Source organism: Achromobacter sp. 1012554356, assembly GCF_059760815.1.
Map to the genome: position 1 here is coordinate 105,631 of NZ_JCBANC010000008.1, position 25,814 is coordinate 131,444.

A 25,814-nucleotide genomic window follows, 5' to 3' on the forward strand; every position below is an offset into this window, starting at 1 on the left:
TCACTCCGGCAGCAGGCCGTGATACTTCTTGCCCAGCGCCACGGTGGCCTGGAACATGCCCGCCTTGTTGCCGCAGTCGTAGCGCACGCCATCGAAGCGGTGCGCGTAGACTTGGCGCTCGCGCATCAGCGACGCGATGCCGTCGGTCAACTGGATCTCATTGCCCGCGCCCATCTTGGTCGAGCGCAGATGGTCGAAGATCGCGGCTTCCAGCACGTAGCGGCCTACGACGGCCAGCGTCGACGGCGCGACTTCGGGATCGGGCTTTTCCACAATGTGCGTGACGCGCTCGGTGCGGCCGTCGGCGGGCGTCTCGCCCGTGTGGGTCGCCACGATGCCGTACTTGCGCGTGTCGGCGCGCGGCACATCCTGCACACCGAGCACGCTGGCGTTGCGCGCCACGGCCACATCCACCAGCTGCTTCATGGCGGGCGTATCGGCGTCGATCAGGTCATCAGCCAGCAGCACGGCAAAGGGTTCATCGCCCACGGCGGGCGCGGCCGACAGCACGGCATGGCCCAGGCCCAGCGGGGCGGATTGGCGGATATAGAGGCAATTGACGTGCGCGGGTAGAATGCCCCGCACCATCGCCAGGAGTTCGTGCTTGCCCTTGCTTTCCAGGTCGGACTCCAGCTCAGGCGCGGAATCGAAATGGTCTTCGATGGCGCGCTTGTTTCGGCCTGTCACGAATATGAGATCGGTAATCCCCGCGGCAACGGCTTCTTCCACCGCATATTGAATCAGGGGCTTGTCGACCACGGGCAGCATTTCCTTGGGCATCGCCTTGGTGGCGGGCAGGAAGCGTGTGCCCATGCCGGCGACAGGGAAAACGGCTTTACGGACGGGACGCATTGAGACCTCGTTGAGGATTCGATGAAACATTTTAAGCTCATCGCTATCATAGGCTTATGAACCGCAGGAAAATGCCATCCATTTGCTCGATTGCGAAACGGGGCGCGATCGCAAGCCTTTGTGCGGCGCTCGCCATTCCCGTTGCTCCCGTCACCGCATGGGCGCAGCCGGTCGGGCTGCCATCCATGGGCGCCGCCTCGTCGTCAGACCTGTCGCCGATGCTGGAGCGCACGCTGGGCGAAGCGATCATGTCGCAGGGCCGCCGCGACCCTTCCTATATCGACGACTCCGAACTCAGCCAGTACCTCACCACGATGGGGCGCAAGCTGGCGCAATTTGCGCCCGGCGGCGTGCCCGAGGTCGAGATGTTCGGCGTACGCGATCCCGAGATCAACGCGTTCGCGATGCCGGGCGGCTTCATCGGGATCAATACGGGCCTGATCGTATCGTCGGCCAGCGAGTCCGAGCTTGCGGCCGTGGTGGCCCACGAAATCGGCCACGTCGTGCAGCGTCACATCGCGCGCGGCATGACCCAGCAGAATCAGAACGGCATGCTCATGCTGGCCAGCCTCGCGGGCGCGCTGCTCGCGGCGCTGGCGGGCGGCGGCGGCAACTTGTCAATGGGCGTGGCCGCCTTCGGCCAGGCGGCGGCCATCAACCGCCAGTTGGGCTTTTCGCGAGACGCCGAACGCGAGGCCGATCGTGCCGGGTTGCAGATGCTGACCAAGGCAGGCTACGACGCCGACGGCATGTCGCAGATGTTTGCGCGCCTGATGAACGCGTCGCGCCTGAACGAAGGCGCGGGCGGTGGATCGTGGGCCAGCACTCACCCGCTGTCGATCGAGCGCATGTCCGACGTGCAAAACCGCGCCCGCGCGCTGCCGGCAACGCGCCATCTGGACAGCGACGACTTCTGGTACATCCGCGCCAAGATGCGCGTGGTGCAGGGCCGCGATACGGTCGGTCTGCGCACGGCCGGGCAGCAATTGCAGGACGAAGCTCAGGCCCTCTCGGGCGTGCGCCAGTCTGCCGCCTATTACGGGCTGTCCCTGCAGAACTATCAGCGCAACAATCTTGCGGAAGCGGAACGCTATTGGAATCTGGCGTCCGCCGATGGCCGCAGTTCGCCCCAGCTGACCAAGCTGGCCGTCGACATTGCCCTGGCGCGCAAGGATTTTCCGCAGGCGCTGTCGTTGGCCCAGGCGGGCACCAAACGCTATCCGGACCACCGCGCGCTGGGCATCGCATACGCCCAGGCGCTGCAGGGCAATGGGCGGCATGCCGAGGCGCAGGACTACCTGCGCGCCAAGATCAAGCAGTGGGGCAGCGACGAGCCCAGCCTCTACCAGATGCTGGCGCAAAGCGAAGAGCGCAACGGCAAGCCCGTGCAGGCGCGCCGCGACCTGGCGCGCTACTACGTCATGACGGGCGCGTACGCCGCCGCGGAATCGCAGCTTCAGCAGGCGCGCGGCCTGTCCAAGGATTTCTACGAGCAGTCGCAGATCGACGTGCAGATCAAGGAAGTGAAGGACAAGCTGGCTGAAGAGCGGCGGCTGCTCGAGCGCTTCAAGTCGGGTTAATACAAGAGCTGGCCGCGCCTTTACAGCCCGGTTTCGAAGAACCGCCCCAGCCGCTGGGGCAGCCAGTTCAGATGCCCTGGAAAGCTGCCCGTCGGAAAGCCCGCATGTCCGCCATCGGAAGGCTGATGCAGCAGGATGCCCGGCGCGCATTCGTCGGGCTTGGGCAGCGAGGCGGCAGGGATGAAGGGATCGTTGCGCGCGTTCAGCACCAGCGTCGGCACGGCGATCTTGGGCAGCCACGGCTTGCTGGACGCGCGCGTCCAGTAGTCCAGTGCATTGCGAAAGCCGTGCATCGGCGCGGTATAGGTATCGTCGAACTCACGCAGGTCGTGTGCGTGCGCGATGCGCATGACGTCGATGGAACCCGGAAAGCGGTGCGCCTTTTCCAGCACCTTGTGCTTGAGCGTCTTCAGGAAGTGCGCCGTGTAGACGCGCCGGTTGAAGATGCCGGTGGATAGCGTCTTGCCGCAGGCGACCAGATCCAGCGGCGCCGACACGCCGGCGCAGGCGGTCAGCCACGTGGTGTCTTCCTGGTGTTCCCCCAGATATTTCAGCAGCGCGTTGCCGCCCAGCGATACGCCGACGGCATGCCAGCGCGCGTGCGGGATGCGCTGGCGTACGGTGTTCAGCAGGAAACCGACCTCGGCCGAATCGCCGGAGTAATACGCTCGGGCCAGGCGGTTGGGCACGCCCGAGCACCCCCGGAAGTGCGCGATCACCACGATCCAGCCGCGCGCCCGGAAGTAATGCGCAACAGATTGCGCGTAGCGGCTGTTGCTGCCGCCTTCCAGGCCATGGAACAGGATCAGGGCAGGGGTGTCGGGGGTTTGCGGCAGCGACTTCCAGTCGGCGTCCGTCATCCAGCGGGCCGCGGCGGTCTTGCCATTGCCGACCGGGCGTTGGCCGCTTACCGGCGCCCCGTCGGCGGCCTTGTGCGGAAACAGTCCGGGGCCGGTCCAGTCGAAGTCGACGAAGTCCGTATCGGGCGTGTCGACGCGGTCGCGCACGAACGCGATGCGGTGATACTGCGCGAACAGGGCGGCGTAAACCGTCTGGCTGTCGCCCCCGGGAAGCCAGGGAGGGACGGGGCAGGGCGTTGTATCAAGACGAGCAGCGGCCAACTGGGAATCCACCCCGATCAATGAAGCATGTCGGGCACGTCGTGCAGGTCGAGCACCCCGGCTTCAGAGGGCGCCTGCGAGGCATGGTGCATGACCATGCGCCAGCCGGTGGGGCCCTTGTGGTAGATGTTGGTGGCGTAGCAGTTGGCGAACTGCGTGCCCTCACGTGTGCGCACCGCCACCTGTTCGACCAGCACGTGCACCGCGCACATCATGCTGAGCATGACGAGCGGGCGCAGCGGACGCACATGCAGCGGACCGTTGGACAGCACCTGTTGCCAGGACTCGTGCACCGCGGAATGGCCGACGATACGCAGGCCTCCCGGATGGATACATACGACTTCCTCGTCGTCGGCCCAGACCTGCATCAGGCGGACAGCGTCCGCCTGCTCAAGGGCTTCGTAGAACGCGTGTTCTGCTTCTTCGGGCGTGGCGAACATGGCTGCTGAAACGGTTAAGCGTGTTATGGGCGGGGTGGCTCAGTGGTGGCCGTGCAGCACCGTGCCGGCCTTCAGGCGGTACTCGGCGCCACAGTAGGCGCAGCTTGCGGATCCGGTGCGAGCCACGTCCAGGAAGACGCGGGGGTGCATGCTCCAGAGCGGGGCCTTGGGGCCGGGACAGAAAACGGGAAGGTCTTCGGCGCCGACCTCGATGACTTCGTTAGCGCGGGAGACGGCGGCCGGAGCAGCAGCGGTCATGGATATTCCTGAAAAAAGAACCGATATACGGCAGGTTGAAACAATGATGCGGTCTTGCTTCGCAAAACCGCGCGAATCGGACTTCAGACTTTGCTTAGCCAGTGATGGTACTTCGGGTTGCGGCCATTCACCACGTCAAAAAACGCGTTCTGCAATAGTTCGGTGACCGGACCGCGCCGGCCGGAGCCGATCTGGCGGTTGTCGACCTCGCGGATGGGCGTGACTTCGGCGGCCGTGCCGGTAAAGAACGCTTCGTCCGCGATGTAGACGTCGTCGCGCGTCAGCCGCTTGGTGACCACGCGCAGGCCGAGGTCGGCCGCCAGGGCGTGAATGGTCGAGCGGGTGATGCCGGTCAGCGCGGAAGCGATCTCGGGCTCGCAGAGCACCCCGTCCTTGACCAGAAAAAGATTTTCGCCGGCGCCTTCGGCCACGAAGCCGTCAGTGTCCAGCAGCAGGGCTTCGTCGTAGCCGTCTTGCAGAGCTTCGGTATTGGCCAGGATGGAATTGGCGTAGGTGGTGGCGACCTTGGCGCGCGGCATCGTGACATTCACGTGCTGGCGCGCAAACGACGATACCTTCACGCGGATGCCGCCGGAGAGCGCCTCTTCGCCCAGATAGGCGCCCCAGGGCCACGCCGCGATGGCCACGTGCACACGCGCGCCCTTGGGCGACACGCCCATTTTTTCGGGACCGTAGAACACGAGGGGGCGCAGATAGCCGGACTCAAGCTGGTTTTCGCGCACGACCAGCCGCTGGGCTTCGTTGATCGTGTCGCGATCGAACGGCATGGGGATCTGGTAGATGTGCGCCGAATTGAAGAGCCGGTTGGTGTGGTCTTCAAGGCGGAAGATGGCGGTGCCAAGGGTGGAGCGGTAGGCGCGCACGCCTTCGAAGACGGACAGCCCATAGTGCAGTGAATGCGTCAGGACATGCGTCGTCGCGTCTCGCCATGGAACGAGCTTGCCGTCATACCAGATGAAACCGTCACGGTCAGCCATCGACATGGTCTTCTCCACACAGTGCGCGCCAGACCTGCCGCAGCGCGCCAGGCCATGGTGGCCAAGAATCTTGAGGGCGCTATTGTATCAAGCGTCGAGGTTACAATACGGGCCTATTCGCGCACCGGTGCGGGGCCAAGGCCCTCGCGCAGCTTGATGCCGGCGGGCGAACGGGCTGTCGCGTGTTCATTCCCATCGAGTATCCATGTCGTCCTGTCTGAATCGCCAGGGGCCAGCCGTTGTCCTCTGAATCCGCGCTTCCTGAATCCGAAGACCCAGTCCTGGTCCGCCAGGAACGCGTGACCGCCTTCCGTGCCGGCGTCCATGCCATCGTGCCCGCCCTGATCGCCACGGCGACATGGGGGCTGGTCACCGGCGTGGCGATGGTCAAGTCCGGACTGACCGAATCCATGGCGCTCGCCATGACGCTGCTCCTGTACGCCGGTTCGGCCCAGCTCACCTCGTTACCCCTCATCGCCGCCGGTGCGCCGCTCTGGCTGATCTTTGCCGCCGGCTGCGTCGTGAACCTGCGCTTCATCATCTTCGGCGCGGCCTTGCAGCCGTATTTCCGCCACCTGTCCTGGCCCAAGCGCCTGGGGCTCGGCTATTTCACGACCGACATGGGCTTCGTGCTGTTCATGCCCCGTTTTGGCGACTCGGTCGAACGCGGCACGCGCGAGCAGCTCTGGTTCTTCCTGGGCTCCATCGTGCCGGGCTGGCTGGTCTGGCAGTCGTCGTCAATCGTGGGTATTTACCTGGGCGCGCAGGTCCCCACCGATTGGTCCCTGGATTTTGCCGCCGTGCTGGCGCTGCTGGCCATCACGGTGCCGCTGGCCAGCTCCAAGCCCATGCTGGTGTCCATGCTGGCGGCCGGCGTCGTCGCCTGGGTAGGGCAGGCAATGCCCCTGCGCCTCGGGCTGGCCGCAGCGGTCATCTCCGGAGTCATTGCCGGCATGTGGGCCGAACGCTTCTTCAAGGCACGTTCATGACGGATTGGTCCTGGGAACTCTACGTCTATTCGGCCATCCTGCTGCTTGCCCTGTGCAGCGTATTGACGCGCGCGGGCTTCATGCTGTTTGGCGACTACATTCCGCTGTCCGACAATGTGCGCCGCGCCTTGCGCTACGCACCCGCCGCGGCGCTGACGGCCATCGTGGTCCCGGACCTGCTGCCCTGGAAAGCCGGGCTCGGTCCGGTCTTCGACTACAAGCTGGTCGCCGGTCTGGTCGCCATATTGGTGTTCCTGCGCACGCGCAGCGCGGTACTGGTGATCGTGGTGGGCATGCTGGTGCTCTGGGGATTACGCTGGCTGGCCAGCTGACGGCCGCAATTCAACGGTTGCTTCGTCCACCTGGCGGACACGCCGGGAGCTTTTTTCGCCTCGACGGGCGGTTCGATCATGCGGCTGACCGGCCCTCAAACGGACCGTTTGACCGTGTGATAAGGCGGCTGCGCTAAAATTCATCAATCCACAGCAATCCGGGCCTGGTACTGCCCTCATAAGTATCGAATCCAGCATGGATGCCCCGATGCCTTATGTAGCAGTGCATGCAGCACTCTCGTTTTGTTCTTTTTCACTGGTCCCGGTACTTGCCTAACCCCTGATGACTGAAACCACTCAAACCGCAGCACCCACCGCTGACGCGCCCGCGCCCGCGCCGACGTTCGACGATTTCGGATTGCACCCTCTGTTGTTGCAGTCCATCGCCGAAACCGGCTACACCACCCCCACGCCCATCCAGGCGCAGGCCATTCCCGTTGTGGTGTCGGGTCGTGACGTCATGGGCGCCGCGCAGACCGGTACCGGCAAGACGGCGGCCTTCACGGTCCCGATCCTGCATCGCCTGATGCCGCTGGCCAACACCAGTGCCTCGCCCGCCCGGCATCCGGTGCGCGCGCTGATCCTGGCGCCCACGCGTGAACTGGCGGACCAGGTCTTCGAGAGCGTCAAGCGCTACAGCAAGAAGACGCCGCTGCGCTCAGCCGTCGTGTTCGGGGGCGTGGATATCGGTCCGCAGAAAGAAGCGCTGCGCCGCGGCTGCGAGGTGCTGGTCGCCACGCCGGGCCGCCTGCTCGACCACGTCGAACAAAAGAACGTGAACCTCAGCCAGGTCGGCATCCTGGTGCTGGACGAAGCGGACCGCATGCTCGACATGGGTTTCCTGCCGGATCTCGAACGCATCATCCGGCTGCTGCCCGCGCAACGCCAGGGCCTGCTGTTCTCGGCCACGTTCAGCAACGAAATCCGCAAGCTGGGCCGTTCGTACCTGAACCAGCCTGTGGAAATCGAAGTGGCGGCGCGCAATGCCACTGCCACGACCATCACGCAGATCGCCTACAAGATGACCAGCGACGCCAAGCGTGCCGCCGTCGTGCATCTGGTGAAGTCGCGCGGCCTGAACCAGGTCATCGTTTTCTCGAACACCAAGATTGGCACCGCGCGTCTGGCGCGCGAACTGGAACGCGACGGCGTCAAGGCCGAATCGATCCACGGCGACAAGACCCAGGCCGATCGCATGAAGGCCCTGGAAGCCTTCAAGGCGGGCGAACTCGAAGTGCTGGTCGCGACCGACGTGGCCGCGCGCGGTCTGGACGTGGCGGGCGTGCCCTGCGTCATCAACTACGACCTGCCGTACAACGCCGAAGACTACGTGCACCGCATTGGCCGCACGGGCCGCGCGGGTGCGTCGGGCGAAGCCATTGCCCTGTTCACCGCCGACGAAGAGCGCTTCCTGCTCGACATCGAAAAGCTCATCAAGCGCGAAGTGCCGCGTGGCACGCTCGATGTGCCGGCCGACCTGATTGCGCGCAGCCATCGCCGCAGCGATGGCAGCTCGCATTCGCGCGAAGGGCGCGAGGGCGGCCGCGAAAGCCGAGGCGATCGCGGCGACCGCGGCCGTTCTTCGGACCGCCGATCCAGCCATCATGCCGGCGGCTCGCGCCAACCGGTGGATGACTTCTTCCTTAAGCCTTACGAGCCCTCGTCGGCTGCCGCGCCCGCCGACGAACAGGAGTCGCGCAGCAATGCGTCGCCGTCGTCGGCGCCCAAGCGCCAGCTTGCCGTCCTGCTCGGCGGTAGCCGCAAGCCCTGATCGCCCCGCGCGTCGATCCCAACAAAAACCCGCAAGGCCTTCTCAGGCGTTGCGGGTTTTTTGTTGGGCGCGCCGCGATGTCAGGCGGCCAGCATTCGCGGCAGATCGGGCAGGGCGGTGTTCACGGCCGCGCTGTCTTCATTAAGGCTTTCCAGCAGGCGCTCGAGGTGGCCGATGTGCGGCAGCATGGGGCCGTAGAACACGACACGATCGCCGATCTGCACCAGCAGCGTGGGGAAGTTCTCGACGTCTACGTCGCCCAGCAATTCGGCGTGATCCTCGATGTCGACCCACGCAAAGACGTGTTGCGGCAACGCGCTGGCCAGTGCCTGCAATTTGGGCTTGTATTCTTCGCAGGTGTCGCACCAGGCGGCGCAGAAACACGCGATGAGCCAGGCGTTGGGCGTGGCGCCCAGGCGCGTGCGCAGCGGGGCGAGATCAGTACCGGGGGTAAGCAGTGACATGTGAGCGGATCGGGGCGGGTTTGACTATCATACCCGGGTTGTTCACCCCTCAATTTGATTGCCATGACCGTTCTGCGTACTGATCCTCCCACCCCCGGGAACGGCCGCCTGGCCGGCGCCGGCGCGGGCGCCGTAAGCGTGGGGCAGGCGTTCAAGCGCGCGCTCGTGTCGCAGTGCCACCCGACCATGCTGTTCGCGGTGCTGCTGCCTTTTCTCATTGCGCTCGTTGGCGCCATCCTGCTGCTCTGGTTTTTCTGGACGCCGCTGAACGATTGGCTGCGTGCCGAGGTGTCGCAATGGGACCTCGTCAATCGCGTCGACCAATGGTTCATCGCGGTCGGCATTTTTTCGCTCAAGATCTGGCTGATTCCGATCATTGCCGCGGCCATCCTGCTGCCGGTGTCCGGCATCCTGGGGCTGGCCATCGCGGCCGTCTTCGTCATGCCATTGGTGCTGCGCCACGTCGGCCAGCGTGAATACGCCACCGTGGGCCGGCGCGGCAAGTTCTCCACCGCGGTCAGCGTGTGGAACGCCGTGTGGGTTTCCGTGGCGTTCGCCGCCGGCTGGCTGCTGACGCTGCCGCTCTGGCTGGTGCCGCCCATGGCCATCGTGCTGTCGATCTTCTGGTGGGCCTTCGCGTTTTCGCGAATGATGCGCGTGGACGCAATCGTCGAACACGCCAGCCCGGACGAACGCAAACTGATCCTCGAACGCAACAACGGCGGCTTCTGGACCATCGGTCTTATTTGCTCGCTGCTGAACCTGCTTCCGCCCGCGTGGATTATCCTGCCGGTGTTTTCCGCGCTGGTCTACGCGCACTACGGCCTGGAAGCCCTCAAGCGCCTGCGGCAGGACCGCGTCATCGACGTCTGACCGGCGTCTTTTCTCACCAATGGAATCGGACATGGCTGCAGAATCCACCGCCCGCCGTATCGGCCTCATCATCGTCGGCGATGAAATCCTGTCGGGACGGCGCCAGGACAAGCATTTTTCGAAGATCGTCGAGATGCTCGGCGCGCGCGGCATGCACTTGAGCTGGGCCGAATTCCTGCCTGACGAGCGCGACCGTCTGGTGGACGCCTACAAGCGCAGCTTCGCCACGGGCGACGTCGTGTTTTCGTGTGGCGGCATCGGAGGTACCCCCGACGACCATACTCGCCAGGCCGCGGCCGCCGCGCTTGGCCTGCCGCTGGCGCTGCATCCCGAAGCCGAGGAAGCCATCGCGCTGCGCACACGCGAAATGGCGGAAAAAGGGCAAGGCACCGCCGACATGAGTGCGCCGGAAAACCAGCAGCGGCTGCAGATGGGCATGTTCCCCGAAGGCTGCGAGATCGTCCCCAATCCGTACAACCGCATTCCCGGTTTCTTCATCAAGGACCACACCTTCGTGCCGGGCTTTCCCGTGATGGCGTGGCCCATGCTGGAATGGACGCTCGACAGCCGGTATCGTGCGCTGCAGCATGTTCGCGCACACGTCGAGCATTCCTTCCTGGTTTTCAGCATGCCGGAATCGCGCATCACGCCGTCGATGGTCACCGTGGAAAGCCGTTGGCCCGACGTGCGCGCGTTCAGTCTGCCCAGCGTCGGCGAGGCGGGCGGCACGCCCCATATCGAGCTTGGCGTAAAGGGCGAACCCGAGGCAGCCGCAGCGGCGCTCGAGTTCCTGCGAGCCGAAGTTCTGCGCCTGGGCGGCAAGCTGGCACCCCCGGCGGCGGCCTGATTTGCGCGCCGGCGGGGTGCCGCCGGTGGCGCCCGCCGCTCAAATACTGATTGCCAAACCGGCTGGTAAATTTCACAATACGGGATAAGAACTGTTTGCTGCGTTGCCGCAACGCGTGTCTTGCGTGGTGGCACCAGCCCAAAATTCCATGGCCCGTCTTCCCACCCCTCGCAATCCGCTGGACGCCGAAACCGAAGGCGCTTCCGCCCATCCGATCGCCATTCAGGTCATCGAACGCGCGATGCGTCTGCTCGACGCTCTGGCCGCGCAACCGGATCCCGTCACGCTCAAAGAGCTCTCGGCCACCACCGGTCTGCACGCGTCCACCGCCCACCGCATCCTGAACGATCTGGTCGTCGGCCGCTATGTCGAGCGGGTCGACAACGGCCTGTATCAGTTGGGCATGCGCCTGCTGGAGCTGGGATCGCTGGTAAAGGGGCGTCTGAACGTGCGCGAGGCCGCCATTCCCGCCATGCGGTCACTTCACAAGCTGACGGGGCAGACCATCAATCTTTCCGTGCAGCAAGGCGACGAGATCGTCTACATCGACCGCGCCTGGAGCGAACGCTCCGGCATGCAGGTGGTGCGGGCCATCGGCGGCCGCGCGCCGCTGCATCTCACGTCCACCGGCAAACTGTTTCTTTCCACCGGTGACACCCGCCAAGTGCGCGCCTATGCGCTGCGCACGGGGCTGGCCGGCCATACGCGCAACAGCCTTACCGACCTGGACAAGCTGGAACGGGAACTGGCCCTGGTGCGCCGCCACGGCTACGCCCGCGACAACGAAGAGCTGGAACTGGGTGTCCGCTGCATCGCGGCCGGCATCTTTGACGATACCGGCAAGCTGGTGGCGGGGCTCTCCATCTCGGCGCCCGCCGAACGCCTGCAGGACGACTGGATCAAGGCGCTGGTTGAAACCGCCGGCAGCATTTCCGAAGCCCTGGGCTACGAGCCCTCGGTTTCGTCGGGCTTCAATGGCCTGGGCCTGGCGGCCGAAGCCATGCGGCCATAGCCTGGCGGACACTGTAAAAAAGAAGCCCCGTGAAGGGGCTTCTTGTTTTAGGCCGCTTGAAGCAGAGTTATTGAAGCAGGCTTATTGCTTTTCGATGCCGGCCTTCTTGAACAGCTCGGCCCACTGCGGGACCTGCTGTTTGACCTTGGCGGTCAGCGCGTCCGGATTGGCTTCCGACGTCAGCACGGTGGCGCCGAGTTGCTTCATGCGCTCCTGGAACTTGGGGTCGGCCAGGCCGGCCTGCAGGCTCTTGACCAGCTTGTCCACGACGGGCTTGGGCGTGCCCTTCGGCACCCACATGCCATGCCAGATACCCACTTCAAAGCCCTTGTAGCCGGACTCGTCCATGGTCGGCAGCTTGGGCAGCGTGGGAACGCGCTTCAGGCTGGTCACGGCGTAGGCCTTCACCTTGCCGCCTTCGATCTGCTGCGTGGTGTTGGTGGTCTGGTCGCACATCAGGTCGACCTGCTTGCCCAGCAGGTCGTTCATGGCGGGGGCGGTGCCCTTGTACGGGATGGTCAGCAGTTGCACGCCCAGGGCTTCGACCAGCATCGTGCCGCACAGGTGGCTGGCGGCGCCGATGCCGGCGTTGGCGAGCGACACCTTGTCCTTGTTCTTTTTGACGTAATCAGCCAGTTCGGCGATGGTGTTGGGCGGGAAGTCCGAGCGGGCGACGATGGTCATCGGCACGTCGACCACCAGGCCGACCGGCTCAAAGCTGGTGAAGGGGTCGTATCCCGGATTCTTGTACAGCGAGGGGGCGGTCGAGAAGCCGGCGTGCATCAGCAGGATGGAATAGCCGTCCGGCTGGGCGCGGGCGACCTGGGTGGTGCCGATGGTGCCGCCGGCGCCGCCCTTGTTTTCGACGACGACCGTCTGGCCCAGGCTGGGCCGCATGGCTTCCGCAAGGGAGCGGGCGACGTTGTCCGTCGGGCCGCCTGCCGCGAACGGCACCACCATGTTGATGGGGCGTTCCGGGTATTCCGCGTGCGCGGCGCCGGCCGCGAACAGGGCACCGGCCGCGAGCAGGGCCGAAAGCGTGCGGGGAATGAAAGTCATGAGGTCTCCGATTGCAGGGTTTTGCTTGCTGCGATTAGTTATCTTTCGCTGACATATCATTGGTATTTGTCTGTCATCAGCGTGAAAACAGTGTAGAAAAGAATTGATACCGCGTCATGTCCGGTATTTCCCGAGTTCCGGCAAGTCCTTGAGCAGAATCAAGCCTTGGCAGGCGCGTGCACCGATAAAGTGCAAACACTTGTTGCGCCGCACAAAAACTGCTTGACAAGTTTTTCACCGAGTCTAGAATGGCATTTGTGCAGTGCATCAAACGGGCCGGCGGTAGCTTGTAGTACCAGTTTCCGCGCACGTTTTTTATTTCGTCGCAGACAACCATCCTTATTGCCGGACAACCTCCGGCTACCCTGAGAGGAGCATTCTATGAGCGCAATTCCGCAACAAGTTCTGGACCGTCAAAAGGCCAGCATCAACACCATCGTGGCTGCCCAGACGGCCGTCTTCGCCGGCTTCGAAAAGCTGGTTGAGCTGAACCTGAAGGTCGTGCGCGCCACCCTGGACGAAGTCGCCCAGAAGTCGCAGCAAGCCGCTGAAGTCAAGGATCCGCAGGAAGCCGCCGCGTTCGCGTCGGGCCTGCTGCAACCGGGCGCCGAAAAGGCCCTGGCCTACACCAAGCACGTGTATGACATCGTTGCTGGCGTGCAAGGCAGCCTGGTCAAGCTGACCGAAGAACAGATCGCCGAAAGCCAGCAACAGCTGAGCGAAGCCGTCGACCAGTTCTCCAAGAACGCCCCGACCGGCTCCGAAAGCGCCGTTGCCCTGATCAAGTCCTCGTTGGCCACCGCGAACAGCGCCTACGATTCGATGACCAAGGCCGCCAAGCAGGCCGCTGAAGTCGCCGAGTCGAACCTGAACGCCGCCGCCAACGCGACCTTCAAGGCCGCCACGGACGCCGCTGATGCCGCCACCAAGGTTGCCGGCCGCAGCCGCCGCAGCGCCTAAGTATTTGGCGCACGGTGCTGCGCAAAGCGCAGTAATGTAGTACTGTTGAGTGACAGAGCAGAGCTGGAATTAGGGCCACCCACAGGGTGGCCCCTTTTTTTGCCTGCGTTTTTGGCTTTATATGCCGATCAGCGAGGCGCCACGGCGCGCACGCATTCGCCGACCAGGCCGGGGCCGCGGTAGATGAGGCCCGTGTAGAGCTGCACCGCGTCGGCGCCGGCTTCCATCTTTTCGCGGGCCTCCTGGCCAGACAGCACGCCGCCCACGCCGATGATGGCCAGGCTGTTGCCCAGCCTTTCCTTCAGGCGGCGTATCACCGCCAGCGACAGTTGATGCACGGGGGCGCCGGACAGACCACCTGCCTCTTCCGAGTGGGCCAGACCCTTCACCGCGTCGCGCGACAGCGTGGTGTTGGTGGCGATGACGCCGTCAATGCCGTGGCGCGGCAGGATCTCGGCGATGGCGTCGATCTCTTCCTGCGACAAATCCGGTGCGATCTTCACCGCCATCGGGACTCGGCGCTGATGCTGGTCTTCCAGGGCGCGGCGCTTGTCGGCCAACCGCGCCAGCAGGGCAGAGAGCTCGTCGCCGCTTTGCAGCGCGCGCAGATTCTTGGTATTTGGCGACGAAATGTTCACGGTGACATAGTCGGCATGCGGGTACACGCCGTCCAGGCCGATCAGGTAGTCGTCGGCGGCCCGTTCGATGGGCGTGTCCGCGTTCTTGCCGATGTTCAGGCCCAGGATCCCGCCTTGCTTGCGCCACGTGCTGCGCTGCACATTGGCCAGGAACGCATCCAGTCCCTGGTTGTTGAATCCCAGCCGGTTGATCAGCGCATTGGCGCGCGGCAGGCGGAACATGCGGGGCTTGGGATTGCCGGGCTGCGCGCGCGGCGTGACCGTGCCGACCTCGATGAAGCCAAAGCCCAGGTTGCCCAGCGCGTCGATATAGGCGCCGTTCTTGTCCAGGCCGGCGGCCAACCCGATCGGGTTGGCCATCTGCATCCCCATCAGCGTGCAGGGCGCCTTGGGCTGCGCGTGCATGAGCTTGCGCGTGGCGCCGCATTCGTAGGCGCGCTGCAGGCCCGACAAAGTGACTTCGTGGGCGGTTTCCGCGTCCATGGCGAACAGCGCCGGGCGGGCCAGGGGGTAGGCGTGGAAGAGAATAGACATGGGGCGGGATTGTAGAGCGATTTGATCCGTCCCCACCGATCCCGATCGACGCCGAAGCGGATTCAGAGGGGCGGACGCTCCGGACTGTCGCGCCATTCCCCGTCGACCAGGAACTGCGCTGGACGGAAGGCGGATTTGTAGGACATCTTGCGGCTATCGGCGATCCAGTAGCCCAGATACAGCCACGGCAGGTTCAGTGCGCGGCACTGTTCGACCTGCCACAGAATGCTGTACGTGCCGAGACCATCGGCGATGTCCGGGTCGTAGAACGTGTAGACCGAGGACAGGCCGTCGTCCAGCACGTCGATGATGGAGACCATCACCAGCACGCCCTCGGCGTTGCGGAACTCGACCAGCCGGGTGTTGACGCGGCTGGTCAGCAGGAACTGGGCGTATTGCGTGCGGCTGTCTTCGTCCATGCCGCCGCCCGGATGCCGGCCCTGCTGGTAACGGGTGTAGAGCCGGTAGTGTTCGGGCGACCACGCCAGCTCCGCCACGAACGACTGCAGATGCTGATGGTCGCGCCACGCGCGGCGCTGGCTGCGGTTGGGGGCGAAGCCGGCCGTATCTACCCGCACGGGAATGCAGGCCTGGCAACTGTCGCAATGGGGACGGTAGGTAAAGAGACCGCTGCGGCGAAAGCCTTGTTCCACCAGTTGGGAATACGTGCCCGCGTTGATCAGATGCCCGGGCGCGGCGACCTGCGACCGGGCCTGGCGACCCGGCAGATAGCTGCAAGGGTAGGGGGCGGTTGCATAAAACTGCAGCGTGGAGAAGGGGAGTTCTTTCAGCTGGCTCATTGGAGCTGGCTCATGGGAGCGGGCGTATCGGATATCCCGCGTGAAAGCGGCAAACCCGGGACGGGAGTGGCTCAATATTAACGCTTAACGCAGGCTGCAATCCGTCCCCTAGGGTGTATCCGGATGCAGCTGTCCACGCGTGTCCAGCCGGCCGCGCGACCAGGGAATGCCGGGCTGTTGGGTGGCTTGGCGGACGTGTCGCAGAAAGCGTTCCCGAGGCACGGGAGCAGCGCCCATGCTGGCCAGATGGCGCGTCTGCTGCTGGCAGTCGATCCATTCGACGCCCTGCGCATCCAGGTAGCGAACCAGATGCGCCAGCGCGATCTTCGACGCATTCGGGACGCGGGTGAACATGGATTCGCCGAAGAACATGCGGCCGAGGCTGATGCCGTACAACCCGCCCGCCAATTCGCCGTCGATCCAGGTTTCGATGCTGTGCACGACGCCGGCGTCATGCCATTGCCGGTAGGCCTCCTGCATGGCTGCGGTGATCCAGGTGCCCGGCTGGCCCTCGCGCGGCGCCGCGCACGCGGTCATTACCTGCGGAAATACGGTGTCGACCCGCACCTGTACGCTGGGTGTCGCTTCGTATTCCCGCGCGGCGATCTGGCGGAGCAGCTTGCGCAGCGAGTGCGACGGCGCGAAGTCCTTCACGGGCAGCACCATGCGCGGATCGGGACTCCACCAGAGTACGGGCTCGCCTTCCGAGTACCAGGGAAAGATGCCGTTGGAATAGGCCTGGGTCAGGCGTTCCAGCGACAGGTCTGCGCCCGCGGCCAGCAGGCCGTCCGGATCCGTCAGCGCAAATTCCGCAGGCGGAAACGGGGTGTCGGCGGCAAGCCAGGGCAGTTTCAACGGTGGGATTCTAAGGTGTAGTGATGCGGGCCGAAGGTGCCGCGTTTGCGGTCTTCGAAGAACAGGCGCAGGGTGCTGGCGACGGTGCGAAACGCCAGATCGTCCCAGGGAATCTCGGCTTCGTCGTACCAGCGGGCTTCCAGGCTTTCCGGGCCGGGGTCCAGTTCGGGACCCATCGCCTGGGCCAGGTAGAACACGTGCACCTGCTCGATCTGCGGAACGTCGATGATGGTGTAGATGTCGCCCAACTGGATCTTGGCGCCGGATTCTTCCAGCGTCTCACGGGCCGCGCCTTGCGCCGTGCTCTCGCCGAGTTCCATGAAGCCGGCGGGCAGGGTCCACGTGTTGTAGCGGGGTTCGATGGCGCGCAGGCAGAGCAGCACGCGGTTTTCCCACACGGGCACGGTGCCGACCACCAACCGCGGGTTCTGGTAATGAATCGCCCCGCAGTGATCGCAGATGTCGCGCTCGCGGTTGTCGCCTTCCGGCACGCGGCGGTTTACCGGCGAGCCGCACTGGCTGCAAAAGTGGGAACGGCGCGGGGCGGGGAAGTATTCGAGGGGCGATTTGGCGGTCATGGGTACGATTCTAACGGCTGCGGCGGGTCGTGGCGCGCCGGGCCGGCGGGGTGGGCGCGGGGCTGCCGAACCGCGCTTCCAGGTGCTCGACGAACGACCGCACCTTGGGCGACAGAAAGCGGCGGTGCGGGTAGACGGCGACCATGGAGATCGGCGTGTGGGCATAGCCGGTCAGGAGCGCGGTCAAACGGCCGGCGCGTATGTCGTCTCCGACCAGGAATTCCGGCTGCAGGATGATGCCGTGGCCGGCCAGCGCGGCGGTACGCAGCACGTCGCCGTTATTGGCCCGCAGCGCCGCGTTCACGCGCACCAGATGCGTCACGCCGTCTTTCTCGAAATGCCATTCGTTGCCCGTGCTGGCATAGGCGTAGTGCAGGCAGCGATGCTGCTTCAGGTCTTCCGGCACGGCGGGCGAGCCGTGGCGTTTCAGGTACGTGGGCGCCGCGCAGACCAGCAGTTGCTGCGGCGCCAGGGGCCTGGCCACTAGTGACGAATCCACCAGCGGGCCGATGCGCACCGCGACGTCGTAGCCGTCCTCGACCAGATCAACCACGCGATCGTTCAGGTCCAGATCGATCACCACGTCCGGATAACGCTGCAGGTATTCGGCGATGGCCGGCCCCAGATGCAGGATGCCGAAGGACACGGGCGCGCTGACCCGCAACCGTCCGCTGGGCCGCTGGCCTTCGGCCTGCAGCGACAGCTCCAGGTCGGCGACTTCCGCCAGAATGGGCCGGACCCGTTCGTAGAAGGCGCGCCCGGCGTCAGTCATGCTGAGCTTTCGGGTGGTGCGATTCAGCAGCCGTACGCCGTACTTCTGCTCCAGATACGCGATCTGCCGCGTCACCACGGATCGCGCCTGACCCATCTTGTCGGCAGCCGCCGCAAATGAGCCCAGTTCCACGACCTTGGCATAGGTCTGCATGGCGGTATGGGTGTCCAAGATTGTTTCCTATCGAGGAACAATAATTTGCAATTCTGCATGTTTATCTTTGTTTTTGGAATCGCAAGAATACGGCCCATGAAGAATCTGCCCGTTCCGGACGATTCGCATTTCTGCACAAGGATGACTGCAATGATTGATTCCCGTACCGCGCCGTATGCCGCGCTGCTCCTGCGCGTGGCGCTGGGCGTGATGTTCCTGGCCCATGGCCTGACCAAGCTGCTGGTGTTCACGCTTCCCGGCACCGCGCAGTTTTTCGCCAAGATCGGCTTTGCAAGCTGGCTGGCCTATCCCGTCACGTTCTTCGAAGTGGCCGGCGGCATCCTGCTGATCCTGGGCGTGGTGCCGCGCTGGGTGGCTGCGATTGCCGTGGTGCAGCTCTTTGCGGCCTCGACGGTCCACTTCGGCAATGGCTGGGGTTTCGGCAACCCGGGTGGCGGCTGGGAATATCCGATCTTCCTGACGGTGGCGGCTGCCGTGCTGGCGCTGCTGGGCGACGGCAAGTTCGCGCTGGTCAAAAGCGGCCGCCGCTGACCGCTCCGCGCATCACACTGTTGACCGGGCCGGACGTGGCCTGCGCGAGGGCGGGGCCATAGAATGGCCTCGCCCTTTTTCACTTATTACTGGAGTCGCTATGTCACGGCCTGTGTTCATGCGCGCGTTTGCTGCACTGCTATTTTCCGCCCTGGCCTGCACCGTTCAAGCCTCCCCCGAGCAGGAAGCCGCCAACAAGGCGGCCGTGCTGGCGTTCTATGAAAAAGGCCTGAACCAGAAAGACGCGGACGCCGCGCTCGAGTACGTGGGCGATCGCTATGTGCAGCACAATCCCAACGCGGCGGACGGCCCGGAAGGCTTCCGGCAATTCATCGCATTCCTGCGCGACAAATATCCCGCCTCGCATAGCGAAATCAAGCGTGTGTTCACTGACGGCGATTACGTCATCCTGCATGTCCACGCGGTGCGCGAGCCGGGCACGCGCGGCAACGCCATCATTGACATCTTTCGCCTGGAAGGCGGGAAGATCGTCGAGCATTGGGACGCCGTGCAACCCATCCCCGAGAAAGCCGCCAACGGCAACGGGATGTTCTGAGTTCGCGCTGACCTGTCAGGCCGCGGGGGCGTGCGGGGCGGGGTCGAATCCCAGGCGCGCGGCGATGTCTGCCTGCGCGATTGCGTGCAGCGGCGCAGCCGCGTACACGTCAGGCCAGACGGCCGTCATCGAATGGCTAGCCGCCAGTTCGGCCAGCGCGTCCATCAGCGGGGCACCAGCTTGCGTCCGCATCATCTCCAGCAGCGGCTGCAAATCGCGGTCCAGCACGATGCCGGCGCCCATCGGCGTCGATGCGTAGAGCTGGCCTTCATCATCCAGCCACCACGCGCTGACCGCGTCGACGGACGCGTCCGTGTGCGTGATGAGGCTGCGATTGTCATCGGCAAGCCGCAACACAAAGGGCGCCGCGTCCAGGCGCACGAATACCCGCTGCGGGCCGTTCTGGAAAAACCAGCGGCCCGCATCATCGCGCTCGTAGTTGCGGCTGATGAACTCCAGGATCTGCGTATTGGTGATCGGCTCGCCCGGCCCGCCGTCATTGGCCTGGCCTTGCGGATGAAGACGCCAGCGGCCGCGCGCATCCAGCGACAGCCATCCGTAGACGGCCGGCACATTCGGCCAGCGGGCGAGGGCGTCCTTTACCGATTGATCCATGGTCTCAGGGGCGGATGACGATCGTGGGCGAGATGACGATGCCAGGTTGCACCGGCATCACCGGTACCGCCACGGGTTGCGGCGCGTAGCCATAAGCATAGTCGTCACGGCATTTGCGCTTTTCGCTGTAGTCGCCATTGCGCTTCCACTTGCGTTCGACCTTGCAGGCGCCATCCCAATACTTTTCCTTGTACTCGCCGCCCTTGTGGCGGTGGTGATGGTGCTTGTCGTGCGCCTCCGCGGCAAGGGGCGCAAGTGCGATCAACGCGGCGGCGGACAGGCTCAGGAAAGCGGGGCGGGTAGCAAAGCGGCGCGGCTGCGATTCCGGGATGTTGTGCATGGACTCATCGTTCAAATGAAAACGGGGTCACCATAACAATCATCCGGCTGACCGGGCGTAGGGATGGGTAACGAGATGCAGGGGAGGGGGGAAAAGATGCTGGAGGCGCAAGCCGGAATCGAACCGACGTACACGGATTTGCAATCCGCTGCATAACCACTCTGCCATTGCGCCAGCACTTGCAAGAAAAAAGGAAGCGCGGTGTGGGCCGATGCTTCCTCTTTGTATTTGGAGCGGGAGACGAGTCTCGAACTCGCGACCTCAACCTTGGCAAGGTTGCGCTCTACCAACTGAGCTACTCCCGCGGGGGTACTGCTTTGCTGCTGTATTACTGCTATTCACTTACTGCTATTCACTTATTTTGATGAATGCCTGTTTTGGTATCAGGGCTGTTCACCAAAGACAGCGATTGTACATGCTTTTAAGGGTCTTTGCACTGCAGACCGAAATCTGGAGCGGGAGACGAGTCTCGAACTCGCGACCTCAACCTTGGCAAGGTTGCGCTCTACCAACTGAGCTACTCCCGCATTTGCATACTGCCCTAGTCGCTGATGGCCCGTTTGGATCTTGACGATTCCGGCGGCTGTGCGATCAGCGAGGCGAGAGTATACATTAATTTTTTCATCCCTCAAGCCGGTCCGTGTGTACGGCAAGGCTTGGCCTTCAGGCATGAAAAAAGGGCCTTTCGGCCCTTGCTTTCAACGATCTGCAGAATTGAAAAACGCTGCACATCAAAATCTGGAGCGGGAGACGAGTCTCGAACTCGCGACCTCAACCTTGGCAAGGTTGCGCTCTACCAACTGAGCTACTCCCGCATTGGTTCCGCAAACTGCTCAGAACCGCTTTTCTTATTCACTCTGATCAACTTGGTTATCGATCAGAAGGCGCGCAGTCTAGCACGATTTTTTGAGCTTGTCCTGAGCCGGTCTTGCTGGCTGTGATTTGAACTTCAAATCGGGTCAAGCACTCAATCAAGTAAACTGAGCGAAGACAGAAACTATAGCACACCACGTAGCACCCATGTCAAATTCCTTCGCCGGCCCCGCGCCCGATTCCTTGTCTCCGGCCGTGCAGGACCTCACTCGCCTGAATACGCTGGGACTCGCATCCCGGTCCGACGCGTTCGTCGCGGTGCGCGATCCGGCGCAATTGCCTGCCTTGTCGGCGCTCGCGCAAGCGGCGCCGTCGCTGCTGGTGCTGGGCGGAGGCAGCAACGTGGTGCTGCCTGAGCGCGTGCCGGGCCTGGTCGCTCGCGTGGCTTTCCAGGGCGTGCGCCTCGTGGAAGCGCGGCCCGACGCTTGGATCGTCGAAGCCGCGGGCGGCGAGAGCTGGCACGGTTTTGTGTCGGCCTGCGTGGCGCAGGGCTGGGACGGCCTCGAGAACCTGGCGTTGATTCCCGGTACGGTGGGCGCCTCGCCCGTGCAGAACATCGGCGCGTACGGCGTCGAGCTGCAGGAACGCTTTCATGGCCTGACGGCGTGGGATGTGCGCAAGGCGCGCTTTGTTGAGATGCAGGCGGCCGATTGCCGGTTTTCGTACCGCGACAGCACGTTCAAGCATGACGAGCCCGGCCGCTGGATCATCGTGAGCGTACGCTTCGCGTTGCCGCGGCCCTGGCGGCCGGTGCTGGAATATCCCGATCTGCAACGTCATGCGCGGCTGGCGGCCGGATCGCCCCGCGCGCGCGACGTGTTCGAGGCGGTCTGCGAGATCCGGCGCGCCAAGCTGCCGGACCCCGCCGTCACCGGCAATGCGGGCAGCTTCTTCAAGAATCCGATCGTGCCGCCTGCGCAGCGCGACGCGCTGGCGGCGCGCTTTCCCGGCCTCGTGTCGTATCCGCAGTCTGATGGCCGCCACAAGCTGGCTGCCGGCTGGCTGATCGACCAATGCGGCTGGAAGGGCAAGGCGCTGGGCGCAGCTGGCGTGCACGATCGCCAGGCGCTCGTGCTGATCAACCGCGGCGGCGCCACGGCCGCGGACATCATGGGCCTGGCGCGCGCGGTGCAGGACGCCGTGGCTGAGCGCTATGGCGTGCGGTTGGAGCCCGAACCCGTCGTGGTGTGACCGGCCGGGCCTGAAGAACGGCAGGAACACGGCATGAAAAAAGGACCCCGAGGGGTCCTTTGTTTTTGGCGCCGTGGATTGGATCAGAGTCCCAGCACGGACTGCATGTCGTACAGGCCGTTGGTCTTGCCTTCCAGGAAACGCGCGGCGCGCAGCGCGCCTTCCGCGTAGGTCGCGCGGCTGGACGAGCGGTGCGTGATCTCGATGCGCTCGCCGATGCCGCAGAACGACACGGTGTGGTCGCCGACGATGTCGCCGCCGCGCAGCACCGAAAAGCCGATGGTGCCGGGTTTGCGCACGCCGGTGTCGCCGTGGCGGCTCCACGTGGCGACATCGGGCAGCGCGACGTCCCAGGCGGAAGCAATGGTCTCGCCCATCTTCAGAGCGGTGCCCGACGGCGCATCGACCTTGTTGCGATGATGCGCTTCGAACACTTCGACGTCATAGCCGGCGTTCAGGATGCGGGCCGCCATGTCCAGCAGCTTGAGCGTGGCATTGACGCCCACGCTCATGTTGGGGGCGAACACGATGGCCGTCTTTTGCGCAGCGACTTCGATCGCGGCGCGGCCATTGTCATCAAAACCGGTCGTGCCAATGACGGCTTTCACGCCGTGTTTGACGCAGGCTTCCAGGTGCTTGAGCGTGCCTTCGGGGCGGGTGAAGTCGATCAGGCAATCGGCGCCGGCAAGGGCGTCCAGATCGTCCGTGATGGCCACGCCCGTCTGCTTGCCCAGCGTGGCGCCGGCATCGCGGCCCAGCGAGGCGGAGCCCGGAAGGTCCAGCGCAACGGCCAGTTCCAGGCCATCGGCCTTGAGAATGGCCTCGATCAACATCTGGCCCATGCGGCCGTTGGCGCCGGCAATAGCAATACGCATAAAAAATCCTTGGATTTAGAGCAGCGGCTCGGGCGCGTTGCCCGGCTGGCCCGGATACTGGTTGAGCGGGCTGACGGGCGCATCGGCGTCGCGCTTCTGTTCGTCCTGCTCTTCCTTGACGCGGGTCTCGTCCTGATCCAGGCGCTTGTCGGTTTTTTCGTCGGAAATGGCGTCCGGCGTGTTGATCTGGTAGGGCTGCAGGTCAGGCTGCTTGTCGCCTTCCCAGCGCACGAGGCGGTCGTTTTCGAACCAGACGGTGAATTTACGCTCTTGCGAGTTGCCGTAACCGGGCTTGAAGTAGTACGGGTAGTCCCAGCGGTTGGCGTGCAGCACGCTGGTGAGCGTGGGGCTGCCGAGCGCGAAACGGACTTGTTCGCGGGTCATGCCGGGCTGGAGCAGTGCAACCTGTTCCTGCGTGATCCAGTTACCCTGCTGGACCGGAGCTTTGTACGGAAAGCCCCATTTGTTCGAGGTGCAGCCCGCCAAGGCGACGGCCAGGGCGGCGACGGCCAAACCGGTCTTCAGAGAGCGGGAGGGAATACGTGCAAACATGGACACTACGCGCCCCTATTATTTGGAAGCAAGCAAAACCGTTATCATAAAGGTTTCATAAGGATAGTTCCGCCAGGCGGCATGAATTCGGCGAGCCGGCTTGCGGTGACCCCAGTCCTTGCCCATGCCAACGCGGACGGAGAGCGATTACACCATGAGCGACCAAAGCGAACTGAAAAACATGGGTTTGAAGGCGACTTTTCCTCGCCTGAAGATTCTTGATATTTTCCGCAAATCGGGTGAGCGGCACCTGAGCGCCGAAGACGTCTACCGCGCCCTCATCGGCGAAAACGTCGAAATCGGCCTGGCTACCGTCTACCGCGTGCTGACCCAGTTCGAGCAAGCCGGCATTCTGGCACGCAGCCAGTTCGACAGCGGCAAGGCCGTTTTCGAACTGAATGACGGCGACCACCACGACCACCTCATCTGCACCAATTGCGGAAAGGTTGTCGAGTTCTCGGATCCCGAGATCGAAAAGCGCCAGCAGAAGATCGCCAAAGACAACTCCTTCGCGCTGGAAAGCCACGCGATGGTGCTGTACGGCGTCTGCGGTAGCTGCCTCAAGGGCCGTTAAGCCCGGCTTGACAGGCAAAGCGGCCGGCGCGTCCGGCGGCTTAGCCGAAAACAAAAGCCCCTTCAGATTGAAGGGGCTTTTTGCGTCTTGCGCTGGCGCATCGGTCAAACGATGCGCAACGTGGCGCCAGACTCAGGACGCGGTCTGCCCGAACCCTTCCAGCATTTCGCGCGCGTGTTCGCGGGTGGTCGCAGTCAGCGTCATGCCGCCCAGCATTCGTGCGATTTCCTCGACGCGGGCTTGGGCGTCCAGCGGTTCGATGCTGGAGCGCGTGGTGCCACGGGATTCTGCCTTGCTGACCAGGAACTGGTTGTTGGCGCAGGCCGCGACCTGGGGCAGGTGAGTGACGCACAGGACCTGATGGCGTTCGCCCAGTTCGCGCAGCAGCTTGCCGACGGATTCGGCGACTGCGCCGCCCACGCCGCTGTCGACTTCGTCGAAGATCAGCGTGGGGACGCGCGCCGCGCGGCTTGCGATGACCGACAGCGCCAGCGAGATGCGGGACAGTTCGCCGCCGGAGGCGACCTTGGCCAGCGGACGCGGGGTGGTGCCGGCGTGGCCGGCCACCAGGAATTCGACCTGTTCGCTGCCGTGCGCGGAAGGCGCGGACGGCGCGAGTGTCGGTTCGAAGCGGCCGCCCTGCATCGCGAGCGTCTGCATGGCCTGCGTGACCTGCTTGCCCAGATCCTTGGCGATCTTGCGGCGCGCGTTCGTGAGCTTGGCGGCGACCGCGTCGTATTGCGCTTGCGCCGTGGTGGCCTGGGCGCGCAGCGCGTCGATGTCGCCGGCGGCCTGCAGGGCCGCCAGCTCCGAATGCAGGGATTCCCGCAATTCGCACAACGCATCGGGTTCGGTGCGGAACTTGCGGGCGGTCTCAAACACCAGCCCAAGACGTGCTTCCACGTCCGCAAGCCGCTTCGGGTCGAGTTCGACCCGGCTGACGTAGTTGTTCAGGTCGGACACAGCCTCGCTGATGGCGATGCGGGCCGATTCCAGTTCGTCATGGACGCCCTTCAAGCCCGGATCGTGCCGCAGCATCTGCTGCAGGCGCTGGTTCGCGGCGGTCAACCGGTGATGCGCCGAGTCGCCTTCGCCGTCCAGCGTTTCAAGAATTTGCGAGGCCCCGTCCAGCAGCGACTGCGAATGCGACAGGCGCGTGTGCTCGGATTGCAGGGCTTCCCATTCGTCCGGTCCGAGGTTGAGCTGGTCGAGCTCATTGACCCGCCATTGCAGGCTTTCGCGTTCCGACGCCAGGCTTTCGGCGTCTTTTTCGGCGGATTCCAATTGGCGCGCCAGGGCGCGCCATTGCTTCCACGCCTGGCCGACGGCGTGACGCAGGTCGCCATGGCCGCCGTGCGCGTCGAGCAGGTCGCGCTGGGCGTCGGGACGCATCAGGCTCTGGTGCGCGTGTTGGCCGTGGATGTCGACAAGGCTGTCGCCAAGTTCGCGCAGTTGCGCCACGGTGGCCGGCGTGCCGTTGATGTAGGCGCGGCTGCGCCCTTGCGCGTCGATGACACGCCGCAATGAGAGTTCGTCGTCGGCGTCGATCTCGCGTTCGGCCAGCCACGCATGCAGGGCCTTCGGGGTGTCGAATACGGCGGTGATGTCGGCGCGGGCCGCGCCTTCGCGCAACATGCTGGCGTCGCCGCGCTCGCCAAGGGTGAGCGCCAGCGCATCGACCAGGATGGATTTGCCGGCGCCGGTTTCGCCCGAAAAGACGGTGAAGCCGGGACCGAAATGGATTTCGGTCTGTTCGACGATGACGAAGTCGCGGATGTGCAGGGTGCGCAGCATGTCGGG

The 25,814-nt window shown here is 64.4% G+C and carries 29 protein-coding genes and 4 tRNA genes; 12 read left to right on the plus strand and 21 right to left on the minus strand.

Annotation, left to right across the window (positions count from 1 at the left end):
* On the minus strand, nt 1-852 hold the full coding sequence (gene galU, locus AC6LJW_RS05885; protein WP_056569515.1) for a UTP--glucose-1-phosphate uridylyltransferase GalU: 852 nt from the start codon (nt 850-852) through the stop codon (nt 1-3).
* A 56-nt stretch (nt 853-908) separates the two neighbouring features.
* Here galU and AC6LJW_RS05890 point away from each other — a divergent pair, with 56 nt between their 5' ends.
* Nucleotides 909-2,432 carry a M48 family metalloprotease gene (locus AC6LJW_RS05890; protein ID WP_498086765.1) on the plus strand — a complete coding sequence of 508 codons (1,524 nt, stop codon included), beginning with the start codon at nt 909-911 and terminating at the stop codon, nt 2,430-2,432.
* A gap of 20 nt (nt 2,433-2,452) precedes the next feature.
* Here AC6LJW_RS05890 and AC6LJW_RS05895 read toward each other — a convergent pair whose 3' ends face one another.
* From AC6LJW_RS05895 to AC6LJW_RS05910, 4 genes are all read right to left on the minus strand, one after another.
* Nucleotides 2,453-3,553, minus strand: a complete 1,101-nt coding sequence (locus tag AC6LJW_RS05895) for a YheT family hydrolase (RefSeq protein WP_056568815.1) — start codon at nt 3,551-3,553, stop codon at nt 2,453-2,455.
* Nucleotides 3,554-3,570: 17 nt separating this feature from the next.
* Nucleotides 3,571-3,993, minus strand: a complete 423-nt coding sequence (locus AC6LJW_RS05900) for a YybH family protein (protein ID WP_056568813.1) — start codon at nt 3,991-3,993, stop codon at nt 3,571-3,573.
* A 39-nt stretch (nt 3,994-4,032) separates the two neighbouring features.
* Nucleotides 4,033-4,251 (minus strand): zinc-finger domain-containing protein, encoded by a 219-nt coding sequence (locus tag AC6LJW_RS05905; protein ID WP_056568810.1) that lies wholly within the window; start codon nt 4,249-4,251, stop codon nt 4,033-4,035.
* A gap of 83 nt (nt 4,252-4,334) precedes the next feature.
* Entirely contained in the window at nt 4,335-5,255 is a 921-nt protein-coding gene (locus AC6LJW_RS05910) for a branched-chain amino acid transaminase (RefSeq protein ID WP_056568808.1), read from the minus strand.
* Nucleotides 5,256-5,488: 233 nt separating this feature from the next.
* Between AC6LJW_RS05910 and AC6LJW_RS05915 the strand changes: the two genes are divergently transcribed.
* The 3 genes from AC6LJW_RS05915 to AC6LJW_RS05925 all read left to right on the plus strand — a co-directional run bounded on the left by AC6LJW_RS05915 (nt 5,489) and on the right by AC6LJW_RS05925 (nt 8,341).
* Nucleotides 5,489-6,238, plus strand: coding sequence for an AzlC family ABC transporter permease (locus AC6LJW_RS05915; RefSeq protein WP_056568805.1), 750 nt, complete (start codon nt 5,489-5,491; stop codon nt 6,236-6,238).
* On the plus strand, nt 6,235-6,570 hold the full coding sequence (locus AC6LJW_RS05920) for an AzlD domain-containing protein (protein WP_056568802.1): 336 nt from the start codon (nt 6,235-6,237) through the stop codon (nt 6,568-6,570). The genes AC6LJW_RS05915 and AC6LJW_RS05920 overlap by 4 nt, the downstream gene beginning before the upstream one ends.
* Before the next feature lie 283 nt (nt 6,571-6,853).
* Nucleotides 6,854-8,341, plus strand: coding sequence for a DEAD/DEAH box helicase (locus AC6LJW_RS05925; protein ID WP_156395236.1), 1,488 nt, complete (start codon nt 6,854-6,856; stop codon nt 8,339-8,341).
* Between the two features lie 80 nt (nt 8,342-8,421).
* Here AC6LJW_RS05925 and AC6LJW_RS05930 read toward each other — a convergent pair whose 3' ends face one another.
* A complete protein-coding gene (locus tag AC6LJW_RS05930) occupies nt 8,422-8,805 on the minus strand; it encodes a thioredoxin family protein (protein ID WP_056568796.1) in 384 nt (127 codons plus the stop codon).
* Between the two features lie 63 nt (nt 8,806-8,868).
* Between AC6LJW_RS05930 and AC6LJW_RS05935 the strand changes: the two genes are divergently transcribed.
* The 3 genes from AC6LJW_RS05935 to AC6LJW_RS05945 all read left to right on the plus strand — a co-directional run bounded on the left by AC6LJW_RS05935 (nt 8,869) and on the right by AC6LJW_RS05945 (nt 11,537).
* Nucleotides 8,869-9,678, plus strand: a complete 810-nt coding sequence (locus tag AC6LJW_RS05935) for an EI24 domain-containing protein (RefSeq protein WP_427984313.1) — start codon at nt 8,869-8,871, stop codon at nt 9,676-9,678.
* Between the two features lie 31 nt (nt 9,679-9,709).
* Complete coding sequence (locus tag AC6LJW_RS05940) at nt 9,710-10,525, plus strand: competence/damage-inducible protein A (protein ID WP_498086766.1); 816 nt, start codon at nt 9,710-9,712, stop codon at nt 10,523-10,525.
* A gap of 148 nt (nt 10,526-10,673) precedes the next feature.
* The gene (locus AC6LJW_RS05945) at nt 10,674-11,537 is read left to right on the plus strand and encodes an IclR family transcriptional regulator (RefSeq protein ID WP_056568787.1); all 864 of its coding nucleotides are present in this window, start codon (nt 10,674-10,676) and stop codon (nt 11,535-11,537) included.
* Nucleotides 11,538-11,618: 81 nt separating this feature from the next.
* On the opposite strand, the gene AC6LJW_RS05950 is transcribed toward AC6LJW_RS05945, so the two are convergent.
* A complete protein-coding gene (locus AC6LJW_RS05950; protein WP_056568785.1) occupies nt 11,619-12,596 on the minus strand; it encodes a tripartite tricarboxylate transporter substrate binding protein BugD in 978 nt (325 codons plus the stop codon).
* Nucleotides 12,597-12,977: 381 nt separating this feature from the next.
* Here AC6LJW_RS05950 and phaP point away from each other — a divergent pair, with 381 nt between their 5' ends.
* Complete coding sequence (gene phaP, locus AC6LJW_RS05955; protein WP_056568782.1) at nt 12,978-13,556, plus strand: TIGR01841 family phasin; 579 nt, start codon at nt 12,978-12,980, stop codon at nt 13,554-13,556.
* Nucleotides 13,557-13,684: 128 nt separating this feature from the next.
* Here the strand turns inward: phaP and AC6LJW_RS05960 are convergent, their stop codons facing one another.
* From AC6LJW_RS05960 to AC6LJW_RS05980, 5 genes are all read right to left on the minus strand, one after another.
* Nucleotides 13,685-14,728: a quinone-dependent dihydroorotate dehydrogenase gene (locus tag AC6LJW_RS05960; protein WP_498086767.1), complete on the minus strand. Its 1,044-nt coding sequence runs from the start codon at nt 14,726-14,728 to the stop codon at nt 13,685-13,687.
* 62 nt (nt 14,729-14,790) lie between these two features.
* The gene (locus AC6LJW_RS05965; RefSeq protein ID WP_498086768.1) at nt 14,791-15,528 is read right to left on the minus strand and encodes an arginyltransferase; all 738 of its coding nucleotides are present in this window, start codon (nt 15,526-15,528) and stop codon (nt 14,791-14,793) included.
* A 108-nt stretch (nt 15,529-15,636) separates the two neighbouring features.
* The gene (aat, locus tag AC6LJW_RS05970; RefSeq protein ID WP_056568774.1) at nt 15,637-16,383 is read right to left on the minus strand and encodes a leucyl/phenylalanyl-tRNA--protein transferase; all 747 of its coding nucleotides are present in this window, start codon (nt 16,381-16,383) and stop codon (nt 15,637-15,639) included.
* Entirely contained in the window at nt 16,380-16,961 is a 582-nt protein-coding gene (locus AC6LJW_RS05975; RefSeq protein ID WP_056568771.1) for an NUDIX hydrolase, read from the minus strand. Before AC6LJW_RS05975 ends, aat begins: the two co-directional genes overlap by 4 nt.
* A gap of 10 nt (nt 16,962-16,971) precedes the next feature.
* Nucleotides 16,972-17,904 (minus strand): LysR family transcriptional regulator, encoded by a 933-nt coding sequence (locus AC6LJW_RS05980; RefSeq protein WP_498086769.1) that lies wholly within the window; start codon nt 17,902-17,904, stop codon nt 16,972-16,974.
* A gap of 132 nt (nt 17,905-18,036) precedes the next feature.
* On the opposite strand from AC6LJW_RS05980, the gene AC6LJW_RS05985 reads away from it, so the two are divergent.
* Both AC6LJW_RS05985 and AC6LJW_RS05990 read left to right on the plus strand, forming a co-directional pair.
* Nucleotides 18,037-18,438, plus strand: coding sequence for a DoxX family protein (locus tag AC6LJW_RS05985; protein WP_105237569.1), 402 nt, complete (start codon nt 18,037-18,039; stop codon nt 18,436-18,438).
* Between the two features lie 100 nt (nt 18,439-18,538).
* Nucleotides 18,539-18,994 carry a nuclear transport factor 2 family protein gene (locus AC6LJW_RS05990; protein ID WP_082579003.1) on the plus strand — a complete coding sequence of 152 codons (456 nt, stop codon included), beginning with the start codon at nt 18,539-18,541 and terminating at the stop codon, nt 18,992-18,994.
* A 15-nt stretch (nt 18,995-19,009) separates the two neighbouring features.
* On the opposite strand, the gene AC6LJW_RS05995 is transcribed toward AC6LJW_RS05990, so the two are convergent.
* From AC6LJW_RS05995 to AC6LJW_RS06020, 6 genes are all read right to left on the minus strand, one after another.
* Nucleotides 19,010-19,609: a DUF2946 family protein gene (locus tag AC6LJW_RS05995; protein WP_498086770.1), complete on the minus strand. Its 600-nt coding sequence runs from the start codon at nt 19,607-19,609 to the stop codon at nt 19,010-19,012.
* Between the two features lie 4 nt (nt 19,610-19,613).
* Nucleotides 19,614-19,949 (minus strand): hypothetical protein, encoded by a 336-nt coding sequence (locus AC6LJW_RS06000; protein WP_056568763.1) that lies wholly within the window; start codon nt 19,947-19,949, stop codon nt 19,614-19,616.
* Between the two features lie 100 nt (nt 19,950-20,049).
* Nucleotides 20,050-20,123: transfer RNA gene (locus AC6LJW_RS06005), tRNA-Cys, on the minus strand.
* A 55-nt stretch (nt 20,124-20,178) separates the two neighbouring features.
* Nucleotides 20,179-20,254 (minus strand) — tRNA-Gly (locus AC6LJW_RS06010).
* Between the two features lie 146 nt (nt 20,255-20,400).
* Nucleotides 20,401-20,476 (minus strand) — tRNA-Gly (locus AC6LJW_RS06015).
* 212 nt (nt 20,477-20,688) lie between these two features.
* Nucleotides 20,689-20,764, minus strand: a tRNA-Gly gene (locus AC6LJW_RS06020).
* A 205-nt stretch (nt 20,765-20,969) separates the two neighbouring features.
* Between AC6LJW_RS06020 and murB the strand changes: the two genes are divergently transcribed.
* Nucleotides 20,970-22,013 carry a UDP-N-acetylmuramate dehydrogenase gene (gene murB / locus AC6LJW_RS06025; RefSeq protein ID WP_498086771.1) on the plus strand — a complete coding sequence of 348 codons (1,044 nt, stop codon included), beginning with the start codon at nt 20,970-20,972 and terminating at the stop codon, nt 22,011-22,013.
* Between the two features lie 83 nt (nt 22,014-22,096).
* Here the strand turns inward: murB and dapB are convergent, their stop codons facing one another.
* Entirely contained in the window at nt 22,097-22,888 is a 792-nt protein-coding gene (dapB, locus tag AC6LJW_RS06030; RefSeq protein WP_056568757.1) for a 4-hydroxy-tetrahydrodipicolinate reductase, read from the minus strand.
* 15 nt (nt 22,889-22,903) lie between these two features.
* Nucleotides 22,904-23,440 carry an outer membrane protein assembly factor BamE gene (locus tag AC6LJW_RS06035; RefSeq protein ID WP_056568755.1) on the minus strand — a complete coding sequence of 179 codons (537 nt, stop codon included), beginning with the start codon at nt 23,438-23,440 and terminating at the stop codon, nt 22,904-22,906.
* Nucleotides 23,441-23,594: 154 nt separating this feature from the next.
* Here AC6LJW_RS06035 and fur point away from each other — a divergent pair, with 154 nt between their 5' ends.
* Nucleotides 23,595-24,014: a ferric iron uptake transcriptional regulator gene (gene fur / locus AC6LJW_RS06040; protein WP_056568752.1), complete on the plus strand. Its 420-nt coding sequence runs from the start codon at nt 23,595-23,597 to the stop codon at nt 24,012-24,014.
* Between the two features lie 132 nt (nt 24,015-24,146).
* Here the strand turns inward: fur and recN are convergent, their stop codons facing one another.
* Complete coding sequence (recN, locus tag AC6LJW_RS06045) at nt 24,147-25,808, minus strand: DNA repair protein RecN (protein ID WP_056568749.1); 1,662 nt, start codon at nt 25,806-25,808, stop codon at nt 24,147-24,149.
* Nucleotides 25,809-25,814 lie beyond the last annotated feature (6 nt).